At 55.0% G+C, this 26,668-nt stretch carries 27 protein-coding genes and 1 tRNA gene; 27 read left to right on the top strand and 1 reads right to left on the bottom strand.

What is annotated here, in order from left to right:
* Positions 1-212: 212 nt before the first annotated feature.
* From HZA73_06935 to HZA73_07025, 19 genes are all read left to right on the top strand, one after another.
* Positions 213-1,550, top strand: a complete 1,338-nt coding sequence (locus tag HZA73_06935) for an acetyl ornithine aminotransferase family protein (protein ID MBI5805767.1) — start codon at positions 213-215, stop codon at positions 1,548-1,550.
* 104 nt (positions 1,551-1,654) lie between these two features.
* The gene (locus HZA73_06940) at positions 1,655-2,197 is read left to right on the top strand and encodes a biotin transporter BioY (GenBank protein MBI5805768.1); all 543 of its coding nucleotides are present in this window, start codon (positions 1,655-1,657) and stop codon (positions 2,195-2,197) included.
* 68 nt (positions 2,198-2,265) lie between these two features.
* Positions 2,266-3,498, top strand: coding sequence for an ornithine--oxo-acid transaminase (rocD, locus tag HZA73_06945; GenBank protein MBI5805769.1), 1,233 nt, complete (start codon positions 2,266-2,268; stop codon positions 3,496-3,498).
* Between the two features lie 242 nt (positions 3,499-3,740).
* A complete protein-coding gene (locus HZA73_06950; GenBank protein MBI5805770.1) occupies positions 3,741-4,364 on the top strand; it encodes a chemotaxis protein CheC in 624 nt (207 codons plus the stop codon).
* Positions 4,365-4,638: 274 nt separating this feature from the next.
* The gene (locus HZA73_06955; GenBank protein MBI5805771.1) at positions 4,639-4,887 is read left to right on the top strand and encodes an AbrB/MazE/SpoVT family DNA-binding domain-containing protein; all 249 of its coding nucleotides are present in this window, start codon (positions 4,639-4,641) and stop codon (positions 4,885-4,887) included.
* Complete coding sequence (locus HZA73_06960) at positions 4,881-5,204, top strand: type II toxin-antitoxin system PemK/MazF family toxin (GenBank protein MBI5805772.1); 324 nt, start codon at positions 4,881-4,883, stop codon at positions 5,202-5,204. Before HZA73_06955 ends, HZA73_06960 begins: the two co-directional genes overlap by 7 nt.
* Positions 5,205-5,297: 93 nt before the next feature.
* On the top strand, positions 5,298-7,067 hold the full coding sequence (gene iorA / locus HZA73_06965) for an indolepyruvate ferredoxin oxidoreductase subunit alpha (protein MBI5805773.1): 1,770 nt from the start codon (positions 5,298-5,300) through the stop codon (positions 7,065-7,067).
* A 51-nt stretch (positions 7,068-7,118) separates the two neighbouring features.
* Positions 7,119-7,478 carry a four helix bundle protein gene (locus HZA73_06970; protein MBI5805774.1) on the top strand — a complete coding sequence of 120 codons (360 nt, stop codon included), beginning with the start codon at positions 7,119-7,121 and terminating at the stop codon, positions 7,476-7,478.
* A gap of 63 nt (positions 7,479-7,541) precedes the next feature.
* Positions 7,542-8,114: an indolepyruvate oxidoreductase subunit beta gene (locus HZA73_06975; GenBank protein MBI5805775.1), complete on the top strand. Its 573-nt coding sequence runs from the start codon at positions 7,542-7,544 to the stop codon at positions 8,112-8,114.
* 134 nt (positions 8,115-8,248) lie between these two features.
* Positions 8,249-9,016 (top strand): methyltransferase domain-containing protein, encoded by a 768-nt coding sequence (locus HZA73_06980; GenBank protein MBI5805776.1) that lies wholly within the window; start codon positions 8,249-8,251, stop codon positions 9,014-9,016.
* Between the two features lie 136 nt (positions 9,017-9,152).
* Positions 9,153-10,415, top strand: coding sequence for a DNA helicase UvrD (locus HZA73_06985; GenBank protein MBI5805777.1), 1,263 nt, complete (start codon positions 9,153-9,155; stop codon positions 10,413-10,415).
* A gap of 31 nt (positions 10,416-10,446) precedes the next feature.
* Positions 10,447-11,265, top strand: coding sequence for an HAD family hydrolase (locus tag HZA73_06990; GenBank protein ID MBI5805778.1), 819 nt, complete (start codon positions 10,447-10,449; stop codon positions 11,263-11,265).
* Between the two features lie 315 nt (positions 11,266-11,580).
* Complete coding sequence (locus HZA73_06995; protein ID MBI5805779.1) at positions 11,581-12,075, top strand: HIT domain-containing protein; 495 nt, start codon at positions 11,581-11,583, stop codon at positions 12,073-12,075.
* Complete coding sequence (locus HZA73_07000) at positions 12,072-12,503, top strand: hypothetical protein (GenBank protein ID MBI5805780.1); 432 nt, start codon at positions 12,072-12,074, stop codon at positions 12,501-12,503. The genes HZA73_06995 and HZA73_07000 overlap by 4 nt, the downstream gene beginning before the upstream one ends.
* Positions 12,500-13,564 carry a tRNA 2-thiouridine(34) synthase MnmA gene (gene mnmA, locus HZA73_07005; protein MBI5805781.1) on the top strand — a complete coding sequence of 355 codons (1,065 nt, stop codon included), beginning with the start codon at positions 12,500-12,502 and terminating at the stop codon, positions 13,562-13,564. The genes HZA73_07000 and mnmA overlap by 4 nt, the downstream gene beginning before the upstream one ends.
* Before the next feature lie 35 nt (positions 13,565-13,599).
* The gene (locus HZA73_07010; protein MBI5805782.1) at positions 13,600-14,904 is read left to right on the top strand and encodes an ATP-binding protein; all 1,305 of its coding nucleotides are present in this window, start codon (positions 13,600-13,602) and stop codon (positions 14,902-14,904) included.
* A gap of 29 nt (positions 14,905-14,933) precedes the next feature.
* Positions 14,934-17,468: an AsmA family protein gene (locus HZA73_07015; GenBank protein ID MBI5805783.1), complete on the top strand. Its 2,535-nt coding sequence runs from the start codon at positions 14,934-14,936 to the stop codon at positions 17,466-17,468.
* 325 nt (positions 17,469-17,793) lie between these two features.
* Entirely contained in the window at positions 17,794-18,054 is a 261-nt protein-coding gene (locus HZA73_07020; protein ID MBI5805784.1) for an AbrB/MazE/SpoVT family DNA-binding domain-containing protein, read from the top strand.
* A gap of 4 nt (positions 18,055-18,058) precedes the next feature.
* Positions 18,059-18,877, top strand: coding sequence for an arsenite methyltransferase (locus HZA73_07025; GenBank protein ID MBI5805785.1), 819 nt, complete (start codon positions 18,059-18,061; stop codon positions 18,875-18,877).
* A gap of 271 nt (positions 18,878-19,148) precedes the next feature.
* Here the strand turns inward: HZA73_07025 and HZA73_07030 are convergent.
* Positions 19,149-19,224: transfer RNA gene (locus HZA73_07030), tRNA-Glu, on the bottom strand.
* A 126-nt stretch (positions 19,225-19,350) separates the two neighbouring features.
* Here HZA73_07030 and HZA73_07035 point away from each other — a divergent pair.
* From HZA73_07035 to HZA73_07070, 8 genes are all read left to right on the top strand, one after another.
* Positions 19,351-19,830: a hypothetical protein gene (locus tag HZA73_07035; protein ID MBI5805786.1), complete on the top strand. Its 480-nt coding sequence runs from the start codon at positions 19,351-19,353 to the stop codon at positions 19,828-19,830.
* A 110-nt stretch (positions 19,831-19,940) separates the two neighbouring features.
* Entirely contained in the window at positions 19,941-20,411 is a 471-nt protein-coding gene (gene mscL, locus HZA73_07040) for a large conductance mechanosensitive channel protein MscL (GenBank protein MBI5805787.1), read from the top strand.
* 250 nt (positions 20,412-20,661) lie between these two features.
* Positions 20,662-21,309 carry a TetR/AcrR family transcriptional regulator gene (locus tag HZA73_07045; protein MBI5805788.1) on the top strand — a complete coding sequence of 216 codons (648 nt, stop codon included), beginning with the start codon at positions 20,662-20,664 and terminating at the stop codon, positions 21,307-21,309.
* Positions 21,306-22,052: an outer membrane lipoprotein-sorting protein gene (locus HZA73_07050; protein MBI5805789.1), complete on the top strand. Its 747-nt coding sequence runs from the start codon at positions 21,306-21,308 to the stop codon at positions 22,050-22,052. The genes HZA73_07045 and HZA73_07050 overlap by 4 nt, the downstream gene beginning before the upstream one ends.
* 7 nt (positions 22,053-22,059) lie before the next feature.
* On the top strand, positions 22,060-23,271 hold the full coding sequence (locus HZA73_07055) for an ABC transporter permease (protein MBI5805790.1): 1,212 nt from the start codon (positions 22,060-22,062) through the stop codon (positions 23,269-23,271).
* Positions 23,272-23,284: 13 nt separating this feature from the next.
* Positions 23,285-24,499, top strand: coding sequence for an ABC transporter permease (locus tag HZA73_07060; protein ID MBI5805791.1), 1,215 nt, complete (start codon positions 23,285-23,287; stop codon positions 24,497-24,499).
* Between the two features lie 68 nt (positions 24,500-24,567).
* Positions 24,568-25,242 (top strand): ABC transporter ATP-binding protein, encoded by a 675-nt coding sequence (locus HZA73_07065; GenBank protein MBI5805792.1) that lies wholly within the window; start codon positions 24,568-24,570, stop codon positions 25,240-25,242.
* 20 nt (positions 25,243-25,262) lie between these two features.
* Positions 25,263-26,513 carry a hypothetical protein gene (locus HZA73_07070; protein ID MBI5805793.1) on the top strand — a complete coding sequence of 417 codons (1,251 nt, stop codon included), beginning with the start codon at positions 25,263-25,265 and terminating at the stop codon, positions 26,511-26,513.
* Positions 26,514-26,668 lie beyond the last annotated feature (155 nt).

Consider the following 26,668-nt stretch of genomic DNA (forward strand, 5'->3'; position numbering starts at 1 on the left):
CTGATCTGCCACCACAAGCCGCCCCGTGAACAAGGACGGCTTATTGTTTTTCATAGCCACGGCCTTAAGGCCGTGGCTATGTTGTCTCCGCTGGCTGAAATGGAAACCGGAATCATGGGTTGATTTTACCGGCAAAATATGATAAAATGATATGTTTTAGCAGGCTTTTGAAAATCGGGAAAAATTACAAATATAATCAGGAGGTAACCGCCATGTCTTCCATCAAAAGGCCGATCTTAAAAACCGCCCTGCCGGGACCGCGGGCCAAGGCCATAGTCAAGCGGGACCAAAGTTCGCTTTCGCCCTCCTATACCCGCGACTATCCGGCGGTGATCGACCGGGGCCAGGGAGTCTGGCTGACCGACGTGGACGGCAACGTGATGCTGGATTTTTGCGCCGGCATCGCGGTCAACTCCACCGGCCACAGCCATCCCAAGGTGGTGGAAGCCATCAAGCGCCAGGCCGAAAAGTTCATCCACTATTCCGGCACCGATTTCTACTACGAGCCTGAAGTGGCCCTGGCCGAGCGGCTCAATTCCATCTCGCCTACCGGCAAGGACAATCGGGTGTTCTTCTGCAACTCCGGAGCCGAGGCGGTGGAGGGCGCGCTTAAGCTGGCCCGCTATCACACCGGCCGGCCCCAGTTCATCTCCTTCATCGGAGCCTTCCACGGGCGGACCATGGGGGCGGTCTCCTGCACCGGCTCAAAACCCACCCAGAAGAAGGGGTTCTTTCCCACCATGCCCGGGGTCACCCACGTCCCCTACCCCAACTGTTACCGCTGCGTATTCAACAAGACCTATCCCGGCTGCAGCCTGGAATGCGTCAAGTACATAGAGGACACCGTCCTTAAGACCTTCCTGCCCCCGGAGGAAGTGGCCGGGCTGATCATCGAGCCCGTCCAGGGCGAGGGCGGATACGTGGTGCCGCCGGTGGCGGCCATGCAGGCCATCCGCAAGCTGTGCGACAAGCACGGGATCCTGCTGATAGCCGACGAGATCCAGTCGGGCATGGGCCGGACCGGAAAATGGTTCGCCGTCGAGCACTGCAAGGTGAGGCCGGACATCATCACTGTGGCCAAGGGCATAGCCAGCGGCATGCCGATGGGGGCCATCATCGCCTCGGTCGCAGTGATGAACTGGAAGCCGGGCAGCCATGGCAACACCTTCAGCGGCAACCCGGTCTGCTGCGCCGCCGGCATCGCCACCTTCGACCTGATCCAGGGCGGCCTGATGAAGAACGCCACCGCCGTCGGGGCCTACATGATGGCCGAGTTCAAGAAGATGCAGAAGAAATACGACATCATCGGCGACGTGCGGGGCCAGGGACTGATGATAGGGGTGGAGATGGTGGAAAGCAAGAAGACCAGGGTCAAGTCCCACGACAAGATGGAGGCCGTCATCCAGATGGCATTTACCAAGGGACTGCTGATGCTGGGATGCGGCACCAACACCCTCAGGATCTGCCCGCCCCTGATCATTACCAAAGAAGAGGCCAAGGTGGGGATGGAGATCATGGAACAGTGCATCAAGAAAGTGGCCGGAAGGTGACCAGCCACAGAGACACCCTTCGATAAACACTTCGGCCTTGCTCAGTGCATCGCTCAGGGTAAACTCCGACACAGAGAATAATTTATTTTAAGGAATACAGCTTTATGGAAAAGATCCTGACCATGCCGGTCATTCTAGATAAGAAGTTGTCAGTAGTTCTTGGAGTGTTCCTGTTTGCGGCCCTGACCGCCCTAGGCGCTTTCGTGCGGGTGCCTCTGCCGTTTACCCCGGTGCCCTTGACCCTGCAGGTCTTCTTTGTTTTGCTGTCGGCCATGGTGCTGGGACCGAAGGCGGTATTCAGCCAGGTTTTGTACGTTATCATGGGATTGACCGGACTGCCGGTATTCACTGGGGCCTCGGCCGGATTTTCCCACCTGTTTGGACCTACAGGAGGATACCTCCTCGGGTTTATAGCAGCGTCCTGGGCAGTATCCCGGATCGCCACCAAAGGAGCAGGCGCTTTTAAAACTGCTTTGGCCCTTATGATTGGGTTGGCCGTGATCTATCTCCTGGGATCGATCCAACTGGGATTATGGCTGGGATTGGGACAGGTCAAGACCATTCAACTGGGCATCCTGCCCTTCATCGTGGGCGATCTGTTAAAGCTGGCAGCGGTGCTGGCATCGGCCCGTCTGCTTGAACGATAATCAGTGCATCCAGGATATTGATAAAAACTACAGAGTCATAAAAACCATATAAATATAGGAGCGGCGATATGTCCAAAAGCAAGGATATGATCCGGATGACCGAGAAATACGGAGCCCACAATTACCATCCGCTGCCGGTGGTGATCAGCAAGGCCCAGGGGATCTGGGTCTGGGACGTGGAAGGAAAGAAATACTTAGACATGCTTTCCGCCTATTCGGCGGTGAACCAGGGGCACCGGCACCCGGCCATCATCAAGGCCATGACCAGGCAGGCCGGCCGTCTGACCCTTACCAGCCGGGCCTTTCACAACGACCAGCTGGGGCCGTTCCTGAGAAAGCTCTGCCAGTTTTCCCAGATGGAAGCAGCCCTGCCCATGAACACCGGGGCCGAAGCGGTGGAGACCGCCATCAAGCTGGCCCGCAAATGGGGCTACGAAAAAAAGAAGATCACCCGGAACCAGGCCGAGATCATAGTCTGCGCCGAGAACTTCCACGGCCGGACCACCACCATCGTGGGTTTCTCCACCGACCCCGACGCCTACGAGGGCTTTGGGCCGGCCACCCCCGGCTTCAAGATAGTTCCCTATAACAACCCCGAGGAAGTGGAGAAGGCCATCACCCTCAACACCGTGGCCTTCATGGTGGAGCCGATCCAGGGCGAGGCCGGCGTCATCGTTCCCGATAAGGGCTATCTGACCAAGTGCAAGGAGATCTGCCGCCGCCACAACATCCTCTTCATCCTGGACGAGGTCCAGACCGGGTTCTGCCGCACCGGCAAACCCTTCTGCTGGCAGCACGAGAACGCCAAGCCGGACGTGATGATAGTGGGCAAGGCCCTGGGCGGAGGCATCTACCCGGTCTCGGCAGTGCTGACCCGCTGGAACGTGATCGACGTGATCAAGCCCGGCCAGCACGGCAGCACTTTCGGCGGCAACCCGCTGGCCTGCGCCATCGGCAACGCAGCCCTGGACGTCCTTAAAAAACAGGCCCTGGACAAGAAGGCCCGGGAGATGGGCGACTATTTCCGCAAGCAGATCAAAGCCATCAAGACCACCAAGATCAAAGAGGTCCGCGGTCTGGGCCTGCTGACCGGGGTGGAGCTGAAGGTGGAGGCCGGCAAGGCCCGCCCATACTGCGAACGGATGATGAAGCTGGGGATGCTGGCCAAGGACACCCACTCCCAGACCATCCGCTTTGCCCCGCCGCTGGTGATCACCAAGAAGGAAGTGGACTGGGCAGTCAAGCTGATAGCCAAGGCGCTGGAGCTGGATGTGCCGGTCACCAAGAACGCCGGACACTAAACAAAACACCGAATATCTCAAGAAGCCCGGACCTAAAAAAAGGCCGGGCTTCTTGTTGACTAAAATAATTTGATTTATTGGTTGACTTAGTCAAAAATATCAGTATACTTAAGGTCTAGGAACGATTTTTATAAGGAATCCAGGGAAACAGGAATTAAATGAAAATTACCTCATTCATATTTCACGGCTTCATGGTTTCCTAATTATAACACCACCTTACCAATAACTTCATATCGCGGCTGATGTCCACTCTCCAACAACTCTCCCCGGTCCAGCAGGACGCCTTAAAAGAGGTGTTCAACATCGGGTCGGGCCAGGCGGCCACCACCCTGGCCGAGGTATTGGGCGTTAAGGTGATGGTCTCGGTGCCCATGATCGGCATCAAGCCGGTGGACGAAGTGCTGGAGGCCCTGGCCAAGCCGGGCATCCCGGTGTTGAGCCTGGTCAACATCTTTGCCGGCGATGTCTCCGGGGCCACGGTCTGGCTGATGCCGGGCGACAAGGCCAAGGGTTTCGCCGAGCTTTGCTGGCAGCACATGCCGCAGGCCCGGAAGTCGGAGGAGTTCAACTTCGGCCAGATCCATCGGGAGATCTCGGAGATCATGAACAGCGCCTACCTTAACGCCCTGGAGGACATGCTGAACCTGATGACGGTGCCCTCCACCCCGCTGATGCTTTCCGGGGTGATGAAGAACATCCTGGGAAAGATACTGGCCGAGCGGACCGAGGCCGGCCTGGTGGCCTACGTCCAGAACAAGTTCAGTTTCGGGGAGAAGGAGCACGGCTTCAGCGGGTTCTTCATGATGATGCCGGAGGCCGAATCGCTGAGGAAGATGCTGGAGATCCTGAAGGTGGCCGGGGGATAGTACCTATCTGCCACAGAAAGCCTGCCCTGAGCTGTGTCGAAGGGGCACATAATTCACATAGGGATTATCTGAAGCCTCCATCAATATATGGCCCCGGAACAGGAAAGGCCGGGGTTTTTGCGTGTTGCGTGAGGCCGGAAAATGTATAAAAAGTACATCAATGCAGTAACCTAATCCCCGTTACTCCCGGGCAGAAAAAAGGGGGCGGTCTAACCTTGACAAATAATTGTAATTACATTATAATTACATTGTAATTACATTACAAGGAGAACAAATGAAAGCCGAGATAATAACCATAGGGAACTCCAGGGGGATCCGCATACCCAAGCTGGTGCTGGAACAATGCGGGATCAAGAAAGAGATATCCCTGGAAATAGAGGATGACAGGATAGTGATCACACCGGCCAAAAGAAAACCCCGGGCCGGCTGGGACCAGGCTTTCGGGCTGATGGGACAGAACGGCGATGACTCCCTGCTGATAGACGACCAGATCGGCCTGGAAATGGAGCACTGGAAATGGTAGTGCGCCAGTACGACATCTTTCTGATCTCGCTGGACCCGGCCCGGGGGCACGAAATAAAAAAATCCCGGCCCTGCCTGGTGATCTCGCCGGACGAGATGAATGGGAACATCTCCACGGTCATCATAGCGCCTATGACCACAGCCTCACATCCCTATCCCAGCCGGGTGCCGCTCCAGTTCGCCGGCAAGCAGGGATGGGTGGTGCTGGACCAGCTGCGGACGGTGGACAAGGTCCGCCTGGTCAAACGGCTGGGGGCCGCGGACGAGACGGTGGTAAAAAAAGTAAAGGCCGTGATCAAGGAAATGCTGGTGGACTGAACCCCAAAACAGAATGCGAAAAACAAAAACGAATAACGGGGAACCGAGATTGAACAACATAGCAACTATCATAAAGCAACTGGAGTCCATTTGATGAAAAAACTCTTATCCGGCAACGAAGCCGTGGCCCGGGGGGCCTGGGAGGCCGGGGTCAACGTGGTTTCGGCCTATCCCGGCACGCCCTCCACCGAGATCCTGGAGAATCTGGCCAAGTACAAGGAGATCTACGCCGAGCTGGCCACCAACGAAAAGGTGGGGCTGGAGGTGGCGGCCGGAGCCTCGTTTGCCGGGGCCCGGGCTTTGACCTGCATGAAGCACGTGGGTCTTAACGTGGCAGCCGACCCCCTGTTCTCCATGGCCTACATCGGGGCCAGCGGGGGGTTCGTGGTGGTCTCGGCCGACGATCCCGGTATGCATTCCTCCCAGAACGAGCAGGACAACCGCTACTACGCCAAGATGGCCAAGATCCCCTGCCTGGAGCCCTCCGATTCCCAGGAGTGCCTGGAGATGACCAGGCTGGCCTTCGAGCTTTCGGAGAAGTTCGATACCCCGGTCCTTTTGCGGCTGACCACCAGGATCTCCCACTCCAAGGGCGTGGTGGAGCTGGGCGAAAGGAAGGAACACAAGCCCACCGGCTACGTCAAGAATATCGCCAAGAACATCACCATCCCGGCCCACGCCCGCAAGATGCACGCCATGGTGGAGGAGCGGCTGAAGAAGCTGGCCGAATACGGCGAAAGCTTCCCCTTCAACCGGGTGGATAAGGGTGACAGCAAGCTGGGTATCATCACCAGCGGCATCTCATACCAGTATGCCAAGGATATTTTTCCCGGAGCTTCTTACCTGAAGCTCTCGCTGACCTTTCCCCTGCCGCAGAAGCTGATCGCCGGTTTCATCAACTCGGTGGACGAGGTCTACGTGATCGAGGAGAACGACACCTTTTTGGAAGAACAGATAAAGGTCATGGGGTACCAGGTCAAAGGCCAAAGCGCCTTTGAGAAGGAGATCACCGGGAAATCCAAGGTGCCGATACTGGGCGAGCTGGACCCCACCGCGGTGGCCAGAAGTTTTGGCCTGCAAAAAGATCCGGCCTATCAGAACATTCAAGTCCCCGGACGGCCGCCGGTGCTCTGCCCGGGATGCCCGCACCGCGGGGTGTTCTTCGCCCTCAACAAGCTCAAGCTCACCGTCACCGGAGACATCGGCTGCTACACTTTGGGGATGATGGAACCGCTGAACGCCATGGACACCGTGATCTGCATGGGCGGCAGCGTCACCGCGGCCATGGGCCTGGAGAAGGCGCTGGGCGTTGAGATGGCCCAAAGGACCGTGGCGGTGATCGGCGATTCCACCTTCTTCCATTCCGGGATCACCGGGCTGATAGACATGGCCTATAACAATTCCCAAGGGACGCTGATCATCCTGGACAACCGGATCACGGCCATGACCGGGCACCAGGAGAACCCCGGCACCGGCAAGACCCTGCAGGGAGGCGAGGCCCCGATAGTGGACTTGGAGCCGCTGGTCAGATCATGCGGCGTTAAGCATGTCCAAATGATAGATCCCCTGAACCTGAAGCAGACCGAGGCAGCCGTCAAGGAGGCCATCAATAACCCCGGGGTCTCGGTGATCATCGCCAAGTCGCCCTGTATCCTGATCGAGAAGAAATTCCAGCCGGCATTGAGGGTCGATGAGACAAAATGCGTGGGATGCAAGCTCTGCCTGAAGCTGGGATGCCCGGCCATCTCGTTCGACAAGCAAAAGAAGAAATCCCGGATAGATCCGCTGTACTGCATCGGCTGCCAGGTCTGCGCGCAGCTTTGTCCCAAAGGGGCCATGGGCCGTGGCGAAGCAGTAAAGTAGGCCAGTAGTAGAGTAGACCAGTAGACAAGCAGGGATGAGAGGACCGTTGAGATGAATAAGTTTCGCGATCTTAAAGTGTATCAAAAAGGAATAAGGTTTTCGCATCATGTGTATGACCTTACCGCTTGTTTTCCCAAGAGCGAGATATTTGGCTTAACCTCCCAGTTACGAAGGGCATCATACTCCATCGTGTTGAATATCGCCGAGGGGGCAGGAAGCGATTCCAACCGGGAGTTCGCCAGATATCTGGAGCACAGCCAAAGATCAACCTTTGAAATGATGGCCGGAATGGATATTGCCAAGGAGATCGGGTATGTAACATCCAGCGACTACGATGCTTGCCAACAGGAACTAACAGAAATAAGCGTGATGTTGAAGGGATTGCAGCAAAGTCTAAAGAAAAGGCTGTAATCGTCTTTACTACATTACTACTATATTACAACTATATTACACTAATACTTACCAAGGAGAACAATGGACACAGTAAATATACTTATCTGCGGAGTGGGCGGCCAGGGCGTGCTTTTGGCCGGGGACATCATAGCCGAGGCGGCCATCGCCGCCGGCTTCGACGCCAAGAAGAGCGAGGTTCACGGGATGGCCCAGCGGGGCGGAAGCGTGGTCAGCCACGTCAGGTACGGGGATAAGGTGAACTCCCCCCTGATCCAGCAGGGCCGGGCCGACGTCATCCTGTCGTTCGAGGAGATGGAGACCGCCCGTTACCTGGATTTCCTCAAACCCGGGGGGATAGCCGTCATCAACCAGCAGCAGGTGATGCCCATGACGGTGGCCACCGGGGCCGCCGAGTATCCGATGGACATCGTGGAGCAGATCAAGAAGCAGGGGGTGAAGGTGGTGGCCTGCCCCGGGGTGAAGCTGGCCGAGCAGGCCGGAAGCCCCAAGACCATCAACATCGTGTTGCTGGGCGCGCTGTCCAAGCACCTGGGCCTGCCGGCCGAAAAGTGGATCGAGACCATAATGGGCCGGGTGCCGCCCAAGACGGTGGAGATGAACAAGAAGGCCTTTGAGCTGGGGCAGAAGGGCTGACCGCCCCCTCGATCCCCCTCCCACAAGGAGGGGGAGGCAAACACCCCTTCCCCTGCGGGGAAGGGGCGGGGGTTAGGTCAGTGCATATTAGCGCCTAAAGGTCTTCTATGGCTTCTTGAAAGATAAGATAAAACGTGACTGAAAATACTAGCCTCACGCCCTACGGGCAGATAGCTCCCATCTACGACATCCTGATGTCGGACGTGGACTACAAGTCATGGGCGCAATACATCCTGGAACTGTTGGAACGGGCCGGGGCCAAGCCCGGACAGAGCCTTTTGGACCTGGCCTGCGGCACCGGGGCCATGACCTTGCTTTTGGCCCAGGCCGGGTATCGAACCTCGGGAATGGACCTATCCCCGGAGATGCTTAAACTTGCAAGGCAAAAGGCGGCTGAGCAGAAACAGGAAATGGAATTCTTTCAGGGCGACCTAAGGAATTTCAAAACCGAAAGTAATTACAATGTAATTACCTGTTTTTTTGACAGCGTCAATTATCTTTTAACCCCGGAGGACGTGGCCGCCTGCTTTTCCTCGGTCCACCGGGCGCTGGAGCCGGGCGGAGCCTTCGTCTTTGACGTAAATACCATCCACGCTCTCTCCCAGTTCTGGGGAAACAACACCGAGATGCGGGACGACAAAGGGGTGATCTCGGTCTGGAACAACCGGTACCTGCCGGCCTCCAATTCCTCGGAACTGACCCTGACCGCCTTCGTTCCCAGGGGCGAGCTTTACGAAAAGCTGGCCGAACAGCACACCGAGCGGGCTTATCCGCTGGAGGATCTGGTCCGGGCCCTGAAGGACTCGGGATTCCAGTCCATAGAGCATTTCAAGCAGAACAGCTTTGAGCCTCCGGTCGAAAACACCACCAGGGTCACGTTCCTGGCCGTCAAAGCAAGATAATCAACGCCAGGGAAGGGATGGGGAACCGTAATGGGACGCGGATAAACGCAGATCATTATTATAAATATCAGCGCGAATCGATATCAATCAGCGTATATCTGCGTTCAGGACTGCATTCACTTCCAAAAAGGCACATATGAAATTCATAGCCGACCTCCACATCCACTCCAAATTCAGCCGGGCCACCAGCCGGGACATGGACCTGGAGCATATCTGCGAGTGGGCCAGATTCAAGGGCATCGAGCTGCTGGGCACCGGGGATTTCACCCATCCCGGCTGGCTGAAGGAACTGCGCTTTAAGCTTGAACCCAAGGGCGGCGGGATCTACCATTACCGGGGGGTCAATTTCGTCTTCTCGGCCGAGGTCTGCAGTATCTTCACCAAGGACGACAGGGTGCGCAAGGTCCACACCCTTCTCTACGCCCCGTCGCTGGAGGCGGCAGAGGAGATCAACGCCCGGCTTAAGGTCCACGCCGACCTGGCCGGCGACGGCCGGCCCATAGTTCCGGTCTATGCCTCGCGCCTGGCCGAGATGGTCTTGGAAGCCTCCCCGGAGGCCATGGTCATCCCGGCCCATATCTGGACTCCCCATTTCTCGCTGTTCGGGGCCAACTCCGGCTTCGATTCGGTCGAGGATTGTTTTGAGGAGCAGACCCCCAACATCTTTGCGATGGAGACCGGGCTGTCCTCGGACCCGGCCATGAACTGGAGGCTGTCCGCCCTGGACAAGTATTCCCTGATCTCCTGCTCCGACGCCCACAGTCCGTCCCGCTTGGGCCGCGAGGCCTGCGTCTTCGACTGCCAGATGGACTACGCCGCCATCCGCCGGGTCTTGAAGGACAAGGATAAAACCCGCTTTTTGCAGACTTTGGAATATTTCCCCCAGGAGGGCAAGTACCATTACGACGGCCACCGGGCCTGCAATTTAAGGCTTTCACCAGCCGAGGCCAAAAAACACAAGGGGCTTTGCCCGGTCTGCGGCAAGAAGATCACCATCGGCGTGCTGCACCGGGTGGAGGACCTGTCCGACCGGCCCCGGGACTACGTGCCGGAGAATTCCATTCCCTTCAAAGCGCTGGTTCCGCTGGAGGAGATCCTGAGCCTGGCCCTCAAGGTCGGCACCGGCACCCAGCGGGTGAACCAGGAATACCACAAGCTGATCTCGCATTTCGGCAGCGAGTTCAACGTTCTTTTGGACGCCCCGACCGGGGAGCTGACCAGGGTAACATCTCTTTCGGTGGCCGAATCGATCTTGAAAATGCGGGCGGGGAAGGTTCACATCCTGCCAGGATACGACGGGGAGTACGGGACGATAAGTTTTGATGAGGGCAAAACCGAAAAGAAAGAGGAAGAGAAACCTGCCAGGGGGAAGACAAAGAAACAGATGGAGATGTTCTGAAAACAACCCTTCGACAACGCTAAGGGCAAGAATGCAAATATCAAAAATAAAAAAAACCGATAGTAACTGGGTTTTTTTCGACATAGGCAACGTCATCTTTTACGACCTACCGCTGTTGGCCGGCATTTGGCGCCACTTCTACCTGACCCTGAAAGAGGCCGGATGGAAGCCGTCTTTTGAACAGGTGATGGAATTCCGGGAGCAGATACTGCTTTCGCACCCCCCAGAGGACAACCCCCGCAGGCTTATCGCCCGGCAGCAGGCCGCCCACATACCGGAAGAGGTTCAACGTAAAGCAGTGGACGACTGGCACCACCTGTATCCCGGAGCCAACCACCCGCTTCCCGGCATCGCCAAGGTCATAGAACAGTTGCGCGGTTCCTACCGGCTGGGCATCATCGCCAACCAGCCGGGCCTGGCCCTGGACGAGCTGGAGAAGCACGATATCAGGCACCTGTTCGACCATATCATCATCAGCGACCTGGTGGGTTACCACAAGCCTGATGTCAGGATATTCCAGGAGGCGCTGAGGCAGACCGGGGCCGAGCCAAAAACATCAATCATGGTGGGCGACCGGATCGACAACGACATCCGTCCGGCCAAAACGCTGGGGATGAAGACGGTCTGGCTGGACCAGGATTTCAGGACCATGTCCTATGAACCCAAAGACGATTACGAGAGGCGGTACATCCAGAGTTACCTCAAGATCACCGGGATAGATCAGGGTATCAAAGGCCCGCAGGACCGTCCGGATGAGATCATCCAGACCATAGACCAATTGCCGGCGGCCTTGAGCCGGATCGGCGCAGGGATAAAGGCAAATGACAGCTTAACCGTTTCAGAGAAATAGAGTCGACTATTAATGATGAATATTCTTTTGACAGGATTTACAGGATTCTTTTTTTGTTAAGGTAAGCGTTAATCCTGTTAAATCATGTTAATCCGCTTACGATTCAATGCCGGACTTCTTCAAGCGCCAACCGCTTAGGCTATTATTTTTACTGCCTCGTGCGCCTTCCGCTTTCGCTTTTAATATTAGCACCCTCGAGTGCCATAGCTTTAGCGGAGGCACTAGCTACAGCGGTGGCGCAAGCTTCAGCGGAGGCGCTCCTTTCTGCCCCGGTAATGCATGTTAGTCCATTAATTCATTTGCGGAGACGAAGACATGAAAAGGATCTGGGCTCCCTGGAGGATGAAGTACATCAGCGGCCAAAGCCAAAAGGATGAGCCGGGCTGCATCTTCTGCCTGAAGCCCAAACAGAAGAAGGATCAGGCAAATTTCATCCTGCACCGGGGCAAAAAGGCCTTTGTGATGATGAACCTTTATCCCTATACCAATGGGCACCTGATGATCGCGCCCTACCGGCATGCCGGCGACTTCACCAAACTAAGCGAGGCCGAACTGCTGGAGATGATGAAACTGTCACAGCTCTGCCAGAAGATCATGATAAAGACCATGCGGCCGGAAGGCTTTAACCTGGGCTTTAACCTGGGGAGGACGGCCGGGGCCGGAATCGCAGACCATGTCCACCTGCACTTAGTGCCGCGCTGGAACGGGGACACCAATTTTATGCCGGTGATCTCGGGAACCAAGATCATCTCCGAGGGGCTGGAGGAGACCTATGCCAAGCTGGCCGATGCTATAAAGAAGGTGAAATGAAAGAACTGAAGTATCTCTTATTGCTATTGCCGTTCCTCTTGGCCGGGTGCCGGGAGCAGCCCCGGTGGATGAAGGCCCTTCAAACCGGGGACAGATCAATGGTATCCTACCATCAGCCTGCCGCTCAGTTTTCACCGGTCAAACCGGACAAAGAGCAATCCCGGCTGATCGAACAGGCACAAAAACATTTTGCCGGACATCCAGGAATGCTGGCCGAGATCGCTTCCGGGCTTAAACGCCGGGAGAGGGAGATCATAGACGATCCGGAGACGGGAGCAGTGCTGGCCGACGGCCAGGGAAACCTGGCCATAACATATTTCGGCCGGTATGAAAGCCCCCAGATCATGGCAGGGGTGAAGGTCCTCCTGGTCTTCGACCAGAACCGCGACCTGTCAAAAATATTCGTCTACGAAGTACCTTTGGAATGAGGACGTCAAAGAAAAAGACGGTGGCGGTGGCCATGTCCGGCGGGGTGGACAGCAGCCTGGCCGCGGCCCTGCTGGCAAAGAAGGGGTACCGGGTGATAGGCCTGACCATGCGCCTGTTCTGCTATGAGGGAATAGACAATGAAAAGAACTGCTGTTCACTGAAGTCGATCGAGGCCGCCAGGCAGGCTGCCCAGCGTTTCGGCTTCCACCATTACGTGGTGGACTGCGAACAGGAATTCAAGTCTTCGGTCATCGACTATTTCATTGAACAATACCGGCAGGGCCGGACCCCCAACCCCTGCGTGGCCTGCAACCAGAATATCAAATTCGGTCTGCTGCTGAACAAGGCCAAAGGTCTGGGCTGCGATCTGATGGCCACCGGGCATTACGCCAGGATCAAGACCATCAAGGGACAACCGGTGCTGGCCCGGGGAAAGGACGCCAAAAAGGACCAGTCATATTTCCTATGGACACTCAGTAGAAAGCAATTAGGTTCGGTCATCTTTCCCCTGGGCGGGCTGGACAAGCAGAATGTCCGGGAGCTGGCCGAGGGCTACGGCCTGGAATCGGCCAAGCGGCCTGAGAGCCAGGAGATCTGCTTCATTCCCGAGGGGAAATACTCCGAATTCATGAAAAAGGCGATCGGCTCGAAGCCGGGTCCGATAGTCAACCAGCTGGGCCTGGTGCTGGGCCAGCACCAGGGCATAGCCAATTACACCATCGGCCAGCGGGGCGGGCTGGGCATAGCTTTGGGAAAGCCCCAGTATGTCGTTTCAATAGACGCAGCTTTGAACAAGATCACAGTAGGTGATGACAAAGAACTGATGACCGGCAGGCTTTTGGCTTCTGATGTAAACTGGATCGTTGAAAGACCCAAGAAGGCGGTCACGGCGCTGGTCAAGATCAGGCACCAGCACGCGGGAGCAGATGCAGAGATCAAAGCTCTTGACGGCCAGCGGGCGGAAGTGGTGTTCAAAAACCCGCAGAGGGCGGTGACGCCGGGGCAGTCGGTGGTGTTCTACAAAGGGGAATTGGTGCTGGGCGGGGGAGTAATTGTTTGAACGGGGAATTACCTGAATACTGAAAGGATATAGATATGCATATCAACAAATTGCGTGATCATCAATTCAATAACGATAAAACCATTAAGTTTCTGGAAGAAAAGTTAAATGATGGCAATTCTGCTATCCATAAACTGAGAGTTAGTTGTGTTGCGATAAGGGATGGTGAAAATTGGAGAAATGCTTTGCTATTATTCAGGTTTTTACTGGAAGGTGATAGACAAATTGAAGAAAGAGAAGTCTTTTATGATGATATACGATTTCATGAGTTTTATACGACTCCAAAACATATATTTGCATTCATTGAACAAATGAGGCAAGGCTCTATCGAACTTAATGGACAACGTATTCTTCTTGGTAGTGCAAATGAATTTTATAATAGAGTATTTATTCAAAAAGAGAATGAATATTCGAAACATCAAGGCAATTTTATTAGTGCCTCAAATAGGAACCAGGTAAGCATACCATATGATGTTTTAATAGCGCATAATAAACCATATTATAAAAACATATACCATGCTATAGAGAATAAAATTGGCATAAAGTTAAATAACAGCGATGCCAGATTGTTTACAACACATATTTTTATACCAGAAGATAAGGCTGAAATATTTATTGAAGCATACGAGGAAGAAAACAATAAACTTCTATTAACAATTAAAAGAAGAACGGAGGAAGCTTTTTTTATTCGTGGCGTGTATGAAGTAAATGGAGATTATCGTGAAATAGAAGAGGCTACAAAAGATAATAATATTGACATTGAATTTGGTGAAGATAGGTTGGAAAATATTAGAGATTTTGAAGTATTTATGTTAGATATTAACGATAATATCATTGACCATATTTATGCTGATTTACTTATAACTAAGCAATATTCATCTATTGAGGAGCTGCTTGCCGTAGGTGAAGGAGAAACAGTAGAGTATAAAATGTACATCAGGATAAAGGAAACAGATAAACTGCAGGATATTTATAAAACAACAATAGCTTTTGCCAACAGTTCTGGTGGTAACATATTGATAGGTATCAATGATTATGTTGATCCAGTAGGGATTGACAAAGGCATTACAAGCGATCCAGATATAACTGATCCTGGTATTGAGGCTAAATGCGATAAATACATAATACTTCTTAAAAAATATATTTCTGACAATATAAATGACTCTATACAGATAGAGTCTGACAAAATAAATTACAAGGGCATATGGTTAATTCATTTATTTATACATAAAGGGCTTAATACACCTTATGCAGATAAATCAAATAATATATGGATAAGGAAAGGATCTAGTAATAAGAAAGCTGATCCTAAAATGGATTTAAAGAACCTAGTTAAATAATAGTTATATTATAATACGGAGGTCGTAAAATGCCGAAGTTCCTGAAAGTCATTCTTATCATCACGGCCGTGCTGGCGGTGGTCTTCGTGGCCGCCGGGATAACCCTGAAGATGATCTTCACCCCGGAAAAACTGCGGGCCCTGATCATGCCCAAAATCGAGCAGGCGGTGGGCCGCAAGGTCACGGTCAAGGACTTCTCGCTTAAAGTCTGGACCGGGCTGGGGGTGGAGCTGGAGGGCATTGAACTGGCCAACGCCAAGGGCTTTGCCGAAAAACCGATGGTGAAGGTGGAATCCATTGTGCTCAAGGTCAACCTGCTGGGCCTGCTGAAGCGCCAGCTGGTGATCTCCAGCCTGGTGGTGGACAAGCCGGAGATCCTGATAGAGAAGGACATCAAGGGCGTCTTCAACTTCGACGACCTGATCAAGCCGGTGCCTGCCGGACAGAAGACCGCCCCGCCGCCCTCGTCCTCTCCGGTCTCCCTGGCCATGCAGTCCTTCCGCATCAAGGACGGCCGGTTCGAGTTCGAGGACAAACAGGGCAAGGTCAAAGCCGTGGCCTCCGGCATCAACGAGGAGCTGAGCCTGTCGGCCGACCTGAAGCTGGAGAACATCCGGACCAAGGGGACCATCAAAGTTACCGACATCACGGCCGAGGTGCCGGGGCTCAAGGTCAGCAAGATCTATGTCAACGTCAGCCACGACATCTCGATCAACCTGCCGAAAAAGCTCATCACCATCAACGACATCACCGTAGCCCCGCAGGGTATCGAGCTTTCGCTGGGCGGCACCGTGGCCGACTTCGACAGCCTGCCGGTGCTGGACCTGGCGCTTAAGACCACGGCCATCGAGATCAAGCAGATCATCAACGCCCTGCCGCCGGAGATCAAGGCCCAGGCAAAGGACGTCACCGCCACCGGCCAGATTGAGCTGGGATTGAAGATCACCGGGCAGATAGACCCCAAGGACCCAAAATCCCTGCCCAAGGTGGACGGCTCTATTGTCTTAAAGAACATCGGCATCAAGTACGCCATGCTGCCCAAGTCGGTCTCCGACGTCAATGGCCAGATCGCCTTCAGCGAGAAGGACCTGAACATCAAAAACATCTCGGCCAAGCTGGGCACGGCCGGACTTGCCCTGTCCTGCCTGGTGCAGGATTTTGAGAACCCCTATGTCAAGGCCGCCTTCAAGGGCAATTTTGACCTGGGCGAGGTCAAGGACTACGTGCCGCTGGAGGCCGGGATGAGCATGTCCGGAAAGATCGACGCCGACTTCAAGGCCGAGGGAAAGGTCAGGGACGTCAACAGCTTTAAGATGGACGGACGGATCGATCTCATAAAACTAAACTTCGCCACCGCGGCCCTGCTGAAGCCGGTCAGCGACATGAACGGCACGGTGCAGCTGACCAAGAACCTGATCAACATTCCGGACATCTCCTGCAAGATCGGGAAGTCCTCAATGTCCTTCACTGGCCAAGTCAAGAACTTCCTGAGCCTGGTGCCGGAACAGCCGGCCCCCAAAAAGGGCCAGGCCCCGGCGATGGTATTGCCCAAGCAGGGTAAGGCGGTGATCACCTTCGCCCTCAATTCCCCGCTCTTAGACCTGGACGAGATACTGCCCCCGATGCCAAAACCCGGACAGGCCGCAGGACAGAAAGCTGAAGTCAAGCCGGTCCCTGTGATGCTGCCCCTGCCCGACATGCTGATGGACGGCAAGGTGCGGATCGCCAAGATAAAATTCCTGAAGATGGACTTCGACAACCTGACCGGCACACTGACCATGGCCAACCGCAAGCTTAACCTGGACGGACAGGTCAACGTTTATTCCGGCAGGGTGCTGGGCACGGTCTGGGCCGACCTCAATGATCTCACCAAAATTGAATACCGGCTGGGGGCCAACGCCGAAAAGCTGGAGGCCAACGACTTTTTGACGGCCCTGACCCCGCTGGACAACCGGATGTACGCCAAGATGGACATCAAGGGCGACTTTGCCGGGCTGGCACCGGATAGCGCCCTGATCATGAAGAGTTTGAAGGGACAGGGCCGGGCCGTAACAGGCGAGGGCAAGATCACCAACTGGCCGATGCTGGGCGACATCCTCAGCTACTGCAAGCTGAGCGAGACCAGGGAGGTCGGCTTCCGCTCGCTATCCATGGGTTTCCGTATCGCGGACGAGAAGATATACCTGGACGACCTGCAGATGGCCAGCAGATTCGGGGATGTCAGCGTCTCCGGCAGTTCCACCTTCCTGGGTTTCCTGGATTACCGGGTGTCCATAACGCTGACCAAGGAGGAATCGGACAAGGTCAAGGCCAAGGGCGGCAACGTGGCCGGGCTGTTCACCAACAAGGAGGGCCGGGTGGTGCTGGACCTGCTGATCAAAGGACAGTCGCCCAAGCCGGGGATAGGGGTGGACACCCAGATGGCCCAGGCGCGATTGAAGGGAAAGGCCCAGGAAGAGATGGACAAAGCCAAACAGCAGGCGGCAGAAGCGGCCCAGAAACAGGCGGAGGAGTTGAAGAAGAAGGCGGCGGAAGAGGCCAAGAAGCTGTTCAAGTGGAAGTAGGATATTGCTTATCTGCAGATTTCGCAGATTATCACAGATTGAAATTTCAGCTTGTGTGCCATGAAAATCCTCCACGGTAAGGGGGAATATCCGGGTAACGCAAACGCAGCAAATGATTCTAGTAAACATAAAAGCCCGGCTTAACGCCGGGTTTTTTCTTTTACAAGCTACGGCATCCAAAGGCACAAAAAATATATATACATTGTCTCTTGACAAAATACGGATAAATGTGTATAATCAGAATAGTAAGAAAAATCAGAATACATATAAAGGAGCGCTTATGACCAAACAAAATAAAACCGGTTGTTGCGGGCCGGAGACCAAGATGATTGTCCTCAACAACTGTCAGATCGAGTCCATGCTCACCGTCGACAGCCGCGGGCAGATGGTGCTGCCCAAGGAGGTCAGGCAGCGGGCGGGGATCAAGACGGGCGATAAGCTTGGGCTTATTACCCTAGACAAGGGCGATGAGATGTGCTGTTTTTTGCTGATCAAAGCACATAAGTTGGCCGGACAGGTCAAAAATATCGTTGGACCGATCGTGGCCAGCGAGCCTGTAAAAGAAAAACCCAAAAGAAAGGGCTAAAACCATGGAAACTGGCCAAATTAAGCAAGAAGTGAGGCGGCAGTATGCTAAAATCGCTTCGGGAAAACGGACCGGTTGCGGCTGCCGTTGCGGCGATTTAGGCTGCACGACCGCAAGTGCCGGAATCGGGTATAGCGCAGATCAGCTGTCCAACATTCCGAAGGGCTCCGACATGGGCCTGGGTTGCGGCAACCCCCTGGCCATAGAATCCCTGCATCCCGGCGAGACGGTTTTGGACCTGGGCAGCGGCGGAGGCATAGACTGCTTTTTGGCGGCCAAGCAGGTCGGGGAAAATGGGAAGGTTATAGGCGTTGACATGACGCCGGAGATGATCGATTTAGCACGGGAGAATGCCGGGAAAGTAAATGCCACAAATGTTGAATTCCGGCTGGGCGAGATAGAGCATTTGCCGGTTGCCGATCAGTCCGTCGACGTGATCATTTCCAATTGCGTCATCAATCTCTCTCCGGACAAGCATCAGACCTTCGCTGAAGCCTATCGGGCGCTGAAACACGGCGGACGGTTGATGGTATCGGATATTGTGCTTACCCGGGAATTGCCGGAGAAAGTACGGGAGTCGGTGGAAAGTTACGTTGGCTGTGTGGCCGGGGCCGTTCTGAAGGACCATTACCTTAGGGCCGCCCGGGAGGCCGGCTTCAGCGAGGTTAAGGTAACCGGCGAAAGGCATTTTGCACCAGAGGACGTCTCGGTTATCGGTCCGGAAGCGGACAAAAAATATAAACTTACGAAGGATGAAGTCCGGCAAGTGCTGGCTTCCGTGGTCAGCGTTCAGGTGTTCGCCCGTAAACCACCAAAGAAATAAATTTAATAGTCCCAACTAAAAAGCCCATGGGCATCGTGCCTATGGGCTTTTTAGTTTTACTGGCATCGCTACTCCGTCTTCCTCCTACATCTCTCCATAGAGTCTTCGGCGAACATGATGGCGGATCGTCCCGACCTATCCGCCTCACAAAGCTATGGCCGGCGGTGTCCGCCGCATATCATGCCTTTTATAATGGCTTAGGCGAATAACCCCAACTTTGCCTGGAACGAAAAAGCCCCGGCAAAGTTAGCCGGGGTTCTCTTAACAAACATGGTAGCGCTACGGGGAATCGAACCCCGGTTTGATGGCTGAGAACCATCCGTCCTAGGCCACTAGACGATAGCGCCACGAAGACCTATATTTTATAACATTACGCCCCAAAAGTCAAGCCACTCTTTTGTCCTTGTATTTAAGGCCGTTTGGGTGTATACTTACATTAAGACGGCGGCCATTCAACCAAGAAAAAGCCGCGAATGTCCATAATCCACAAATTAGGGAATACCCAAGAGATGATGAAAAGTTTTAAGAAAGACAGCAAATTCGGCAAGAAGCCCTTCGGCCGCCCGGACAGGCCCGGCGGCGGCGGATTCGGCCGTCCTTCCGGCGGACGCCCCGCCTTTGACAAGCAGATGCATCCGGCGGTCTGTGACGAATGCGGCACCAACTGCGAAGTGCCCTTTAAGCCCACCGGGGGAAAGCCGATCTACTGCCGCGACTGTTTCCGAAAGATGGAAGGCCAGGAAGAACGCGCCCCCAGCCGCCCCGGCCAGTTCCGCCCGGGCAGGTTCTCACCTGCCTCCCGTCCCGACAGTTTCCGCCGGCCCGAAGCGGCCGCCGGAGCCAGTCCGGAAATGTTCAAGAAGGAATTGGCCCAGATAAACGCCAAGCTGGATCTGATCCTGAAGGCCCTGGAGGACGGGGAGATAGAGGAGATCGAGGAAGACGAGGAATAATTGATTCCTGGGAAAAGCGGCCGCGGCGAATGCTACGGTCGCTTTTTGCTTGTCGCTTTAACTTGTATGGAACTGTTATCATATAACTTTAACTTTGTGGAGAACATATCATGTTGAAAGAATTCAAGGAGTTCATCCTGCGGGGCAACGTGCTGGACCTGGCCGTGGCGGTGATCATCGGCGCGGCCTTCGGAAAGATCGTCTCCTCGCTGGTGGCCGACGTGCTGATGCCGCCCATCGGCCGGCTGGCCGGCAAGCTGGACTTCAGCAGCATCGTGATCCCGCTGGCCAAGCCAGAGGGAGTGGATCTGACCAAGCTGACCCTGAAGGCGGCCACCGACCTGGGCCTGCCGGTGATCAGGGTAGGGATGTTCCTCAACAACGTGATCGATTTTCTGATAGTGGCCTTCGTCATCTTCCTGGTGATCAAGCTGGTCAACCGGCTGCAGCGCAAAAAGGAAGCACCGCCAGCCGTACCCACCACCAGAGAATGTCCGTTCTGTGTGTCCGTCATCAGTCTCAAGGCCGTCAAATGTCCGAATTGCACCTCGGACCTGCCGGCGGTTCTTGCCAATAATTGAGCATACGTACAATATGGCAAAGATCAATAAAGCGGCCGCGGCGAAAGCCAGTGCCACTTTATGTTTGCTGGCATGGGGAGCTTTTGATTAACAGAAGGCGTAAGCTAAATCTTTTGGCAGAAAGGTGTATAATATTATTTTTGGTTATCGGACGGTTTATAAGCCTTAAGAAAATAATCTGAGGCTATGCTTGACAAATTGACATTTTTACATTATAATATAACTAACCGGTTAGTTAAATGGAGACATAATGATTTCGACCGAAAATTCCGGCGCAAAGAAGAAGATCCTGCGAGCAGCGGAACGGTTGTTTGCTCAGCATGGGTACGACGGCACCAGCGTCGATCAGATAGCCGCCCTGGCCCGGGTTAACAAGGCCCTGATCTATTACTACTATAAAAACAAGCAGGCCTTGCTGGCGGCCATGTTCGAATCTCTGATCGCCGATATCGGCGGGTCGCTTGATGCTGTCCTTGATCTAATTGGGGAAGCCCCTCCCCACGCAAATTCGCATATTATGCGTCCGATGGTGACGCAAATAATAGAATATCTCGACACCAAGAAAAGCGTGGTCCGGATCCTGATGATGGAATCGCTGAAGACGGACGATGAGGATCCGATGTTGTTCCGCCTTATTGAACGGTTGATGTCCGACATGGTGAAAAAGCTGGCTTCCCGGGGTATCATACTTGACCACGATTACCAGCAGACCCTGCTCGAGGAGTTCTTCACCGGGACCCTGCCGCTGGCTGCGTTTGTTGTTTACCATGACCAGTGGAAAAAACACTTCAAAATACGCGAGAGCGATCTCAAACAGCGGTTCATTGACATGTTCATGGACATCCACGTGCACCACAGTCACAAACGAAGTTTTGGACCGAAAGGAGAAAAACCATGAGGCGATTATTGCCGATGCTCACTGTACTAACGACGTTGGTTGCACCGCTGGCGGCCCAGGACCAAGCCCGGGCGATAGTGGAAAAGGTTGACCAACTTTACCGCAGCCGCTCCAGCCGGGCAGTGGTGGAGATGGAGATCACCACCCCCAACTGGCAACGCACCCTGGGCATCACCGCCTGGTCCAAGGGTACTGATCGCACCTTCATCATCATCAACGAACCCAAAAAGGAGAGGGGGACGGCCACCCTGCGCATCGGAAATGAGATGTGGAACTATCTGCCGGCCACCGACAAGGTGATCAAGATCCCCCCCTCGATGATGATGGGCTCCTGGATGGGGTCGGACTTCAACAATGATGATCTGGTCAAAGAATCATCGATGCTGGAGGACTATACTTATCGAATCATTGTGCCTGAAATGCCCGTAGCCGGGGAGGTTTATGTGGAAATGATTCCGAAGAAGGATGCCGTGATTGTATGGGGCATGGTAATACTGGTGGTGCGTGACAATGATTATCTTCCCTTGCGCCAGGAATACTACGTCGATAATGGAGCTTTAATGAGAGAGATGACCTTCTCTGCGATCAAAACAATGGGCGGAAAAACAATACCCACCGTGATGGAGCTTGTACCCAGGAACAAACCGGGCAACCGCACCGTCATAACCTATAAACGGATCGAATTTGACCTGCCTCTTAGGGATGATATCTTCACCCAGCGGAACCTGAAAAAAGGGAACTGAACAAGGCATGATACTAAACCTCGCGATCCGAAACGTGTTCCGCCAAAAAAGGCGGAGCCTGCTGACCATCCTGACCATGGTGGGCGGTCTGGCATTGGCGGCCGTCACCGTCGGCTGGGTGGACGGCAGCTACAATTACTTGATAAATATCTTTACCCGTAACATAACTGGCCACCTGCAGGTGCACGCTTACGGCTATCTCGACCGGCCTTCCCTTTACAAGACCATCGATGATTACGAATCGGTCGGCCGGATCATCGAACAGGATAAATACGCCCATTCATGGGCGCCGCGCTTGTATGCGGCGGGCCTGGCATCGGTGGGTGAAAAAAGCACTGCGGTGGAGATCATCGGCATTCAACCCACCCGGGAGCAGGCGACCTTGGGCTTCTCAGCCCGGGTCAAACAGGGACAGGCGCTGACAGATGAGCCGGACGGTGAAGCGGTAATAGGCAAGGGCCTGTCGGTGATACTAAAAGCCGGACTGGACAGCACGATCGTGATCGTATCGCAGGCGGCGGACGGATCGATAGCCAACGACCGGTTCCGAATATGCGGCATCATCGAGACCGGGGATGAACAGGCGGACAGGATGGCCCTGTACCTGAATATCGGCGATGCTCAGCGCCTGCTGGCCCTGGAGGGCAAAACCCACCAGCTGGTGGTGGTGGCAAAAAAACTGGAACAGACGGAGCGGCTGGTCAATGACCTGCGCCGGGGGTTGAACGGCAGGGGCCTTGATATCCAGCCCTGGCAGGTGGTGGCCAGGGCCTTCTACCAGAGCATGGAGGCAGACAAGCGGGGGCACAACATCATGCTGCTGGTGATCATGCTGATCGTGGCGGTGGGAGTGCTCAATACCGTGCTGATGTCGGTGCTGGAGCGGACCCGAGAGTACGGCGTGCTGCGCGCGGTCGGCACCCGGCCAGGACAGATATTCAGGCTGGTGGTGGCCGAGGTGATGGTGCTGGCGCTGATCAGCATCGTCCTCGGCACCCTGCTGGGACTGGCCGGCAACTGGGTCATGTCGCTCCGGGGGATAAAGTTCCCCCCCACCGACATCGGGGGGATAACCTTCGACACCATGAAGGGCGAGGTCACCGCCAAAAGCGTCTACTACCCGGCCCTGCTGGTGCTGCTGGCTTCGTTCCTGGTCAGCATCTTCCCCGCCCGGCGGGCGGCCCGGATAGAGCCGGCCAAGGCCATGAGGATACACTGACATGCTCTCTTTTATGAAACTTGCCTGGCGGAACTTGTTCCGCAACAAACGCCGGACGCTGATCGCCGGCCTGGCCCTGGGGCTGGGCCTGGCGGCCATGATCTTCGTCGACGCCCTGGTGATCGGCACCGTGGACAACATGGTCCGCCTGGCCACCTCGTCCTTCATGGGCGAGGCCCAGATAATGAACCGGGAGTTCCGCGCCTCCCAGGCGGTGGAAGCGGTGATCGCCGATGCTCCGGCCGTTCTGAGCGGCCTTAAGAACGAACGGTTGGTGGAGAATTATGCCCCCCGGGTCCTGTCTCTGGCCATGATAACCTCGCCGGCCAATGTCAGCTCCGTCCAGCTGGTGGGGGTTTCGCCGGAGCAGGAGAAACACCTTTCCAAGATCGACGATGCGGTGGCCCAGGGGGCGTTCTTCTCCGGCGGGGACGAGCGCGACATCGTCATCGGCGTCAAGCTGGCCGAGGTCCTGGAAGCCGGGCTGGGCGACCGGGTGGTCCTGACCGTTGCCCAGGCCAACAGCGGCGACCTTTCCCAGGAGCTGTTTAGGATCTCCGGGATCTTCGACATCAGGGACCGGACCTTGAACGGCGGGCTGGCCTTCGTCCGTCTGGGCACCGCCCAAAGGATGCTGGGCATCGGCCAGGGGATCCATCAGGTGGCCGTCAAGTTCCGGGATCCGCAGTCGGCTTCCGACACCTCCCTGCCCTTCTGGGGGGAGTATTCCAGGGACGGCAACCTGGCCCTGTCCTGGGGCCGGTTGATGCCGGAGCTGCAGTCCATGATCGGGATGTCCGGCTATGCCACCATGTTCATCGGCGTGGTGCTGGTCGGGGTGGTGGCCTTCGTGATCCTCAACACCCTGTTCATGTCCATCTTCGAGCGGATGTTCGAGTTCGGAGTGCTGCGGGCCCTGGGCACCAGACCCAGCGGCATCGCCCAGCTGATACTGTTCGAAGCCGGGGCGCTGGCCGCCATCAGCATCATCATCGGCTGCGCCCTGGCCCTGGCCCTGACAGCGGTCTTCTCGGTGACCGGGATCAACTACAGCGGCACCGAGTTCTACGGTATGGCCCTCCGGGAACTAATCTACCCGGTGATTACCCCAAGGCAGTACCTCCTGTTCCCCTTGTATATCCTGCTTTTCACGGTCATGATCGGCATCTATCCCGCCATCCATGCGGCCCGGATACCGCCGGCCCAAGCCATGAGGAAGAGTTTTTAACTTGAAATCAATTTGACCCCGAAAGGATATCGAGTATCATGAAACACTTCGACCACAACGAGCATGTGATGCTGGCCCGGGGATTGGTGAAGACCTACGATGACGGCGGCATCCCGGTGGAGGCGGTACGGGGCATCGACCTGACCATTCACCGGGGAGAGTTCGCCGCCCTGGTCGGTCCCTCCGGTTCCGGCAAGACCACATTCTTGAACCTGATCTCCGGGCTTGACAAACCCTCCAGCGGTTCCGTTTCCCTGGGCGGCCGGGACATCTCCAAAATGAGCGGTGCCGAACTGTCCGATTTCAGGCGCGATAACATCGGTTTCATCTTCCAAGCCTACAACCTTATCCCGGTACTGACCGTGGAGGAGAACGTGGAGTACGTGATTCTGCTACAGGGAATGCCCAAGGATAAGCGCCGTGCCAGGGTGACCGAGATCCTCCATGATGTGGGGCTGGAGGGCTACGGGGACCGCCTGCCCCCCAAACTGTCCGGGGGCCAGCAGCAGAGGGTGGCGGTGGCCCGGGCCATGGCCGCCAATCCGGCCATCATCCTGGCTGACGAACCGACCGCCAACCTGGACTCCAGGACGGCCGAGGCCCTGATGGAGATGATGCACGAACTGAACCACCGGACCAAGATGACCTTTCTGTTCTCCACCCACGACAAGCTGGTGATGGACAAGGCCGAAAGGATAATAACCATCAAAGACGGACGGATTGCTTCGGATATTGAAAAATGACGTTTCCAATGTCCCGGATAATGAAGTTTCTGCGCCCAGCCGGGTTGGTTGGGTTCATCGGCCTGCTGGCCTTGTTCCCGATGTCCCAATACGCCCAGGCATCGACGATCACGCTTAACGGCTACAACAAGACCTTTGCACTGGTTGAGCAGCCAGCCCTGATTGCCGGTCTGCCGCGTCAGTCTGGATCGTGGACGGTATTCGACGCCCTGCGGCTGAAGATTGCCTGGAAACCGCGCGAATCTTTCTCTTTCAATACCGCCTATGGGATGGCGCCCAAGCTCTCAAATCCCTTTAGTGTGAATGCAGGGAGCACTCTGGCCGATCCCCGGCAGTACCGGGTCAATGACACCCGCCCCAGATTGTATCCATGGAAAACGATCGCTGGCGGTCATGTTACCGTCAGGCATAACCTTGACCGTGCATATGTCCGGCTTAGCTTCGACCGCGCCGACCTGTTCGTCGGCCGCCAGGCCATAGCTTGGGGCAGCGCCAGGATCGTAAACCCCACTGACGTGATTGCACCCTATCCATTCGGGGAACTCGACACCGAGGAGAGAATCGGGGTGGATGCGGTGCGGGTGGTAGTGCCCGTGGATGAACAGGGCGAACTTAATGCTGGTTACATAGCAGGCAGAAATGCGGATATAGCCAAAAGTGCTGTCTTTCTAAGAGGGAAGATAGGTTTAGCCAGAACCGACGTGACTGTTAGCGTTACAAAGTACAAGCGGAATCTGGTGGCGGGATTGGATCTGGCCCGGGCCATTGCCGGGGCCGGAACCTGGCTGGAAACGGCTTATACTCGCTATGACATCGATCATGATTACGTATGCGGCCTTGAATCGTTTCGCTTATCCTGCGGTCTTGACTATAGAATTAATGAAAAACTCTACGCCTTCATCGAATACCATTACAATGGTGATGGTGAATCCTATGTCGCAAATTACGGACCTTCCGTCTCGAAACCAGGTTATCGCAACGGCCCGGTTTATCTGATGGGCAGGCATTATGCGATCCCGGCAGTTTCGTACCAGATCACTCCGCTGATTACTTCCATCACGAATCCGCTGATCAATATCAACGACGGATCGTTTCTTCTTTCCCAACAATTTGAGTATAACACCACTCAAGATACCTACTTATCGCTGGGGGGGTACTGGGGTTTTGGGAAAATCCCAATTATTTTGATGCCAGCGATGGCGGTGATACCCCGTTCTGAGTTTGGTGGTTATTCTAAAAGTGTTAATATTTCATTTGGGGCCTATTTTTAAGTATTTGAAGCTGATCCTGATGACCAGGCTGTCTACCTTGCTGACCCTGTTCTTCGTCCCGGCCCTGCACATGTTTTCTTAACTGCGGATCAAGCGGAAGAAGGAGAACGGTATCTAACGGTTTAAACATTCCCAGAACTTGTCTTGTTTTAATA

The organism is candidate division TA06 bacterium (assembly GCA_016235665.1).
In the GTDB taxonomy this organism is placed as follows: domain Bacteria; phylum Edwardsbacteria; class AC1; order AC1; family EtOH8; genus UBA5202.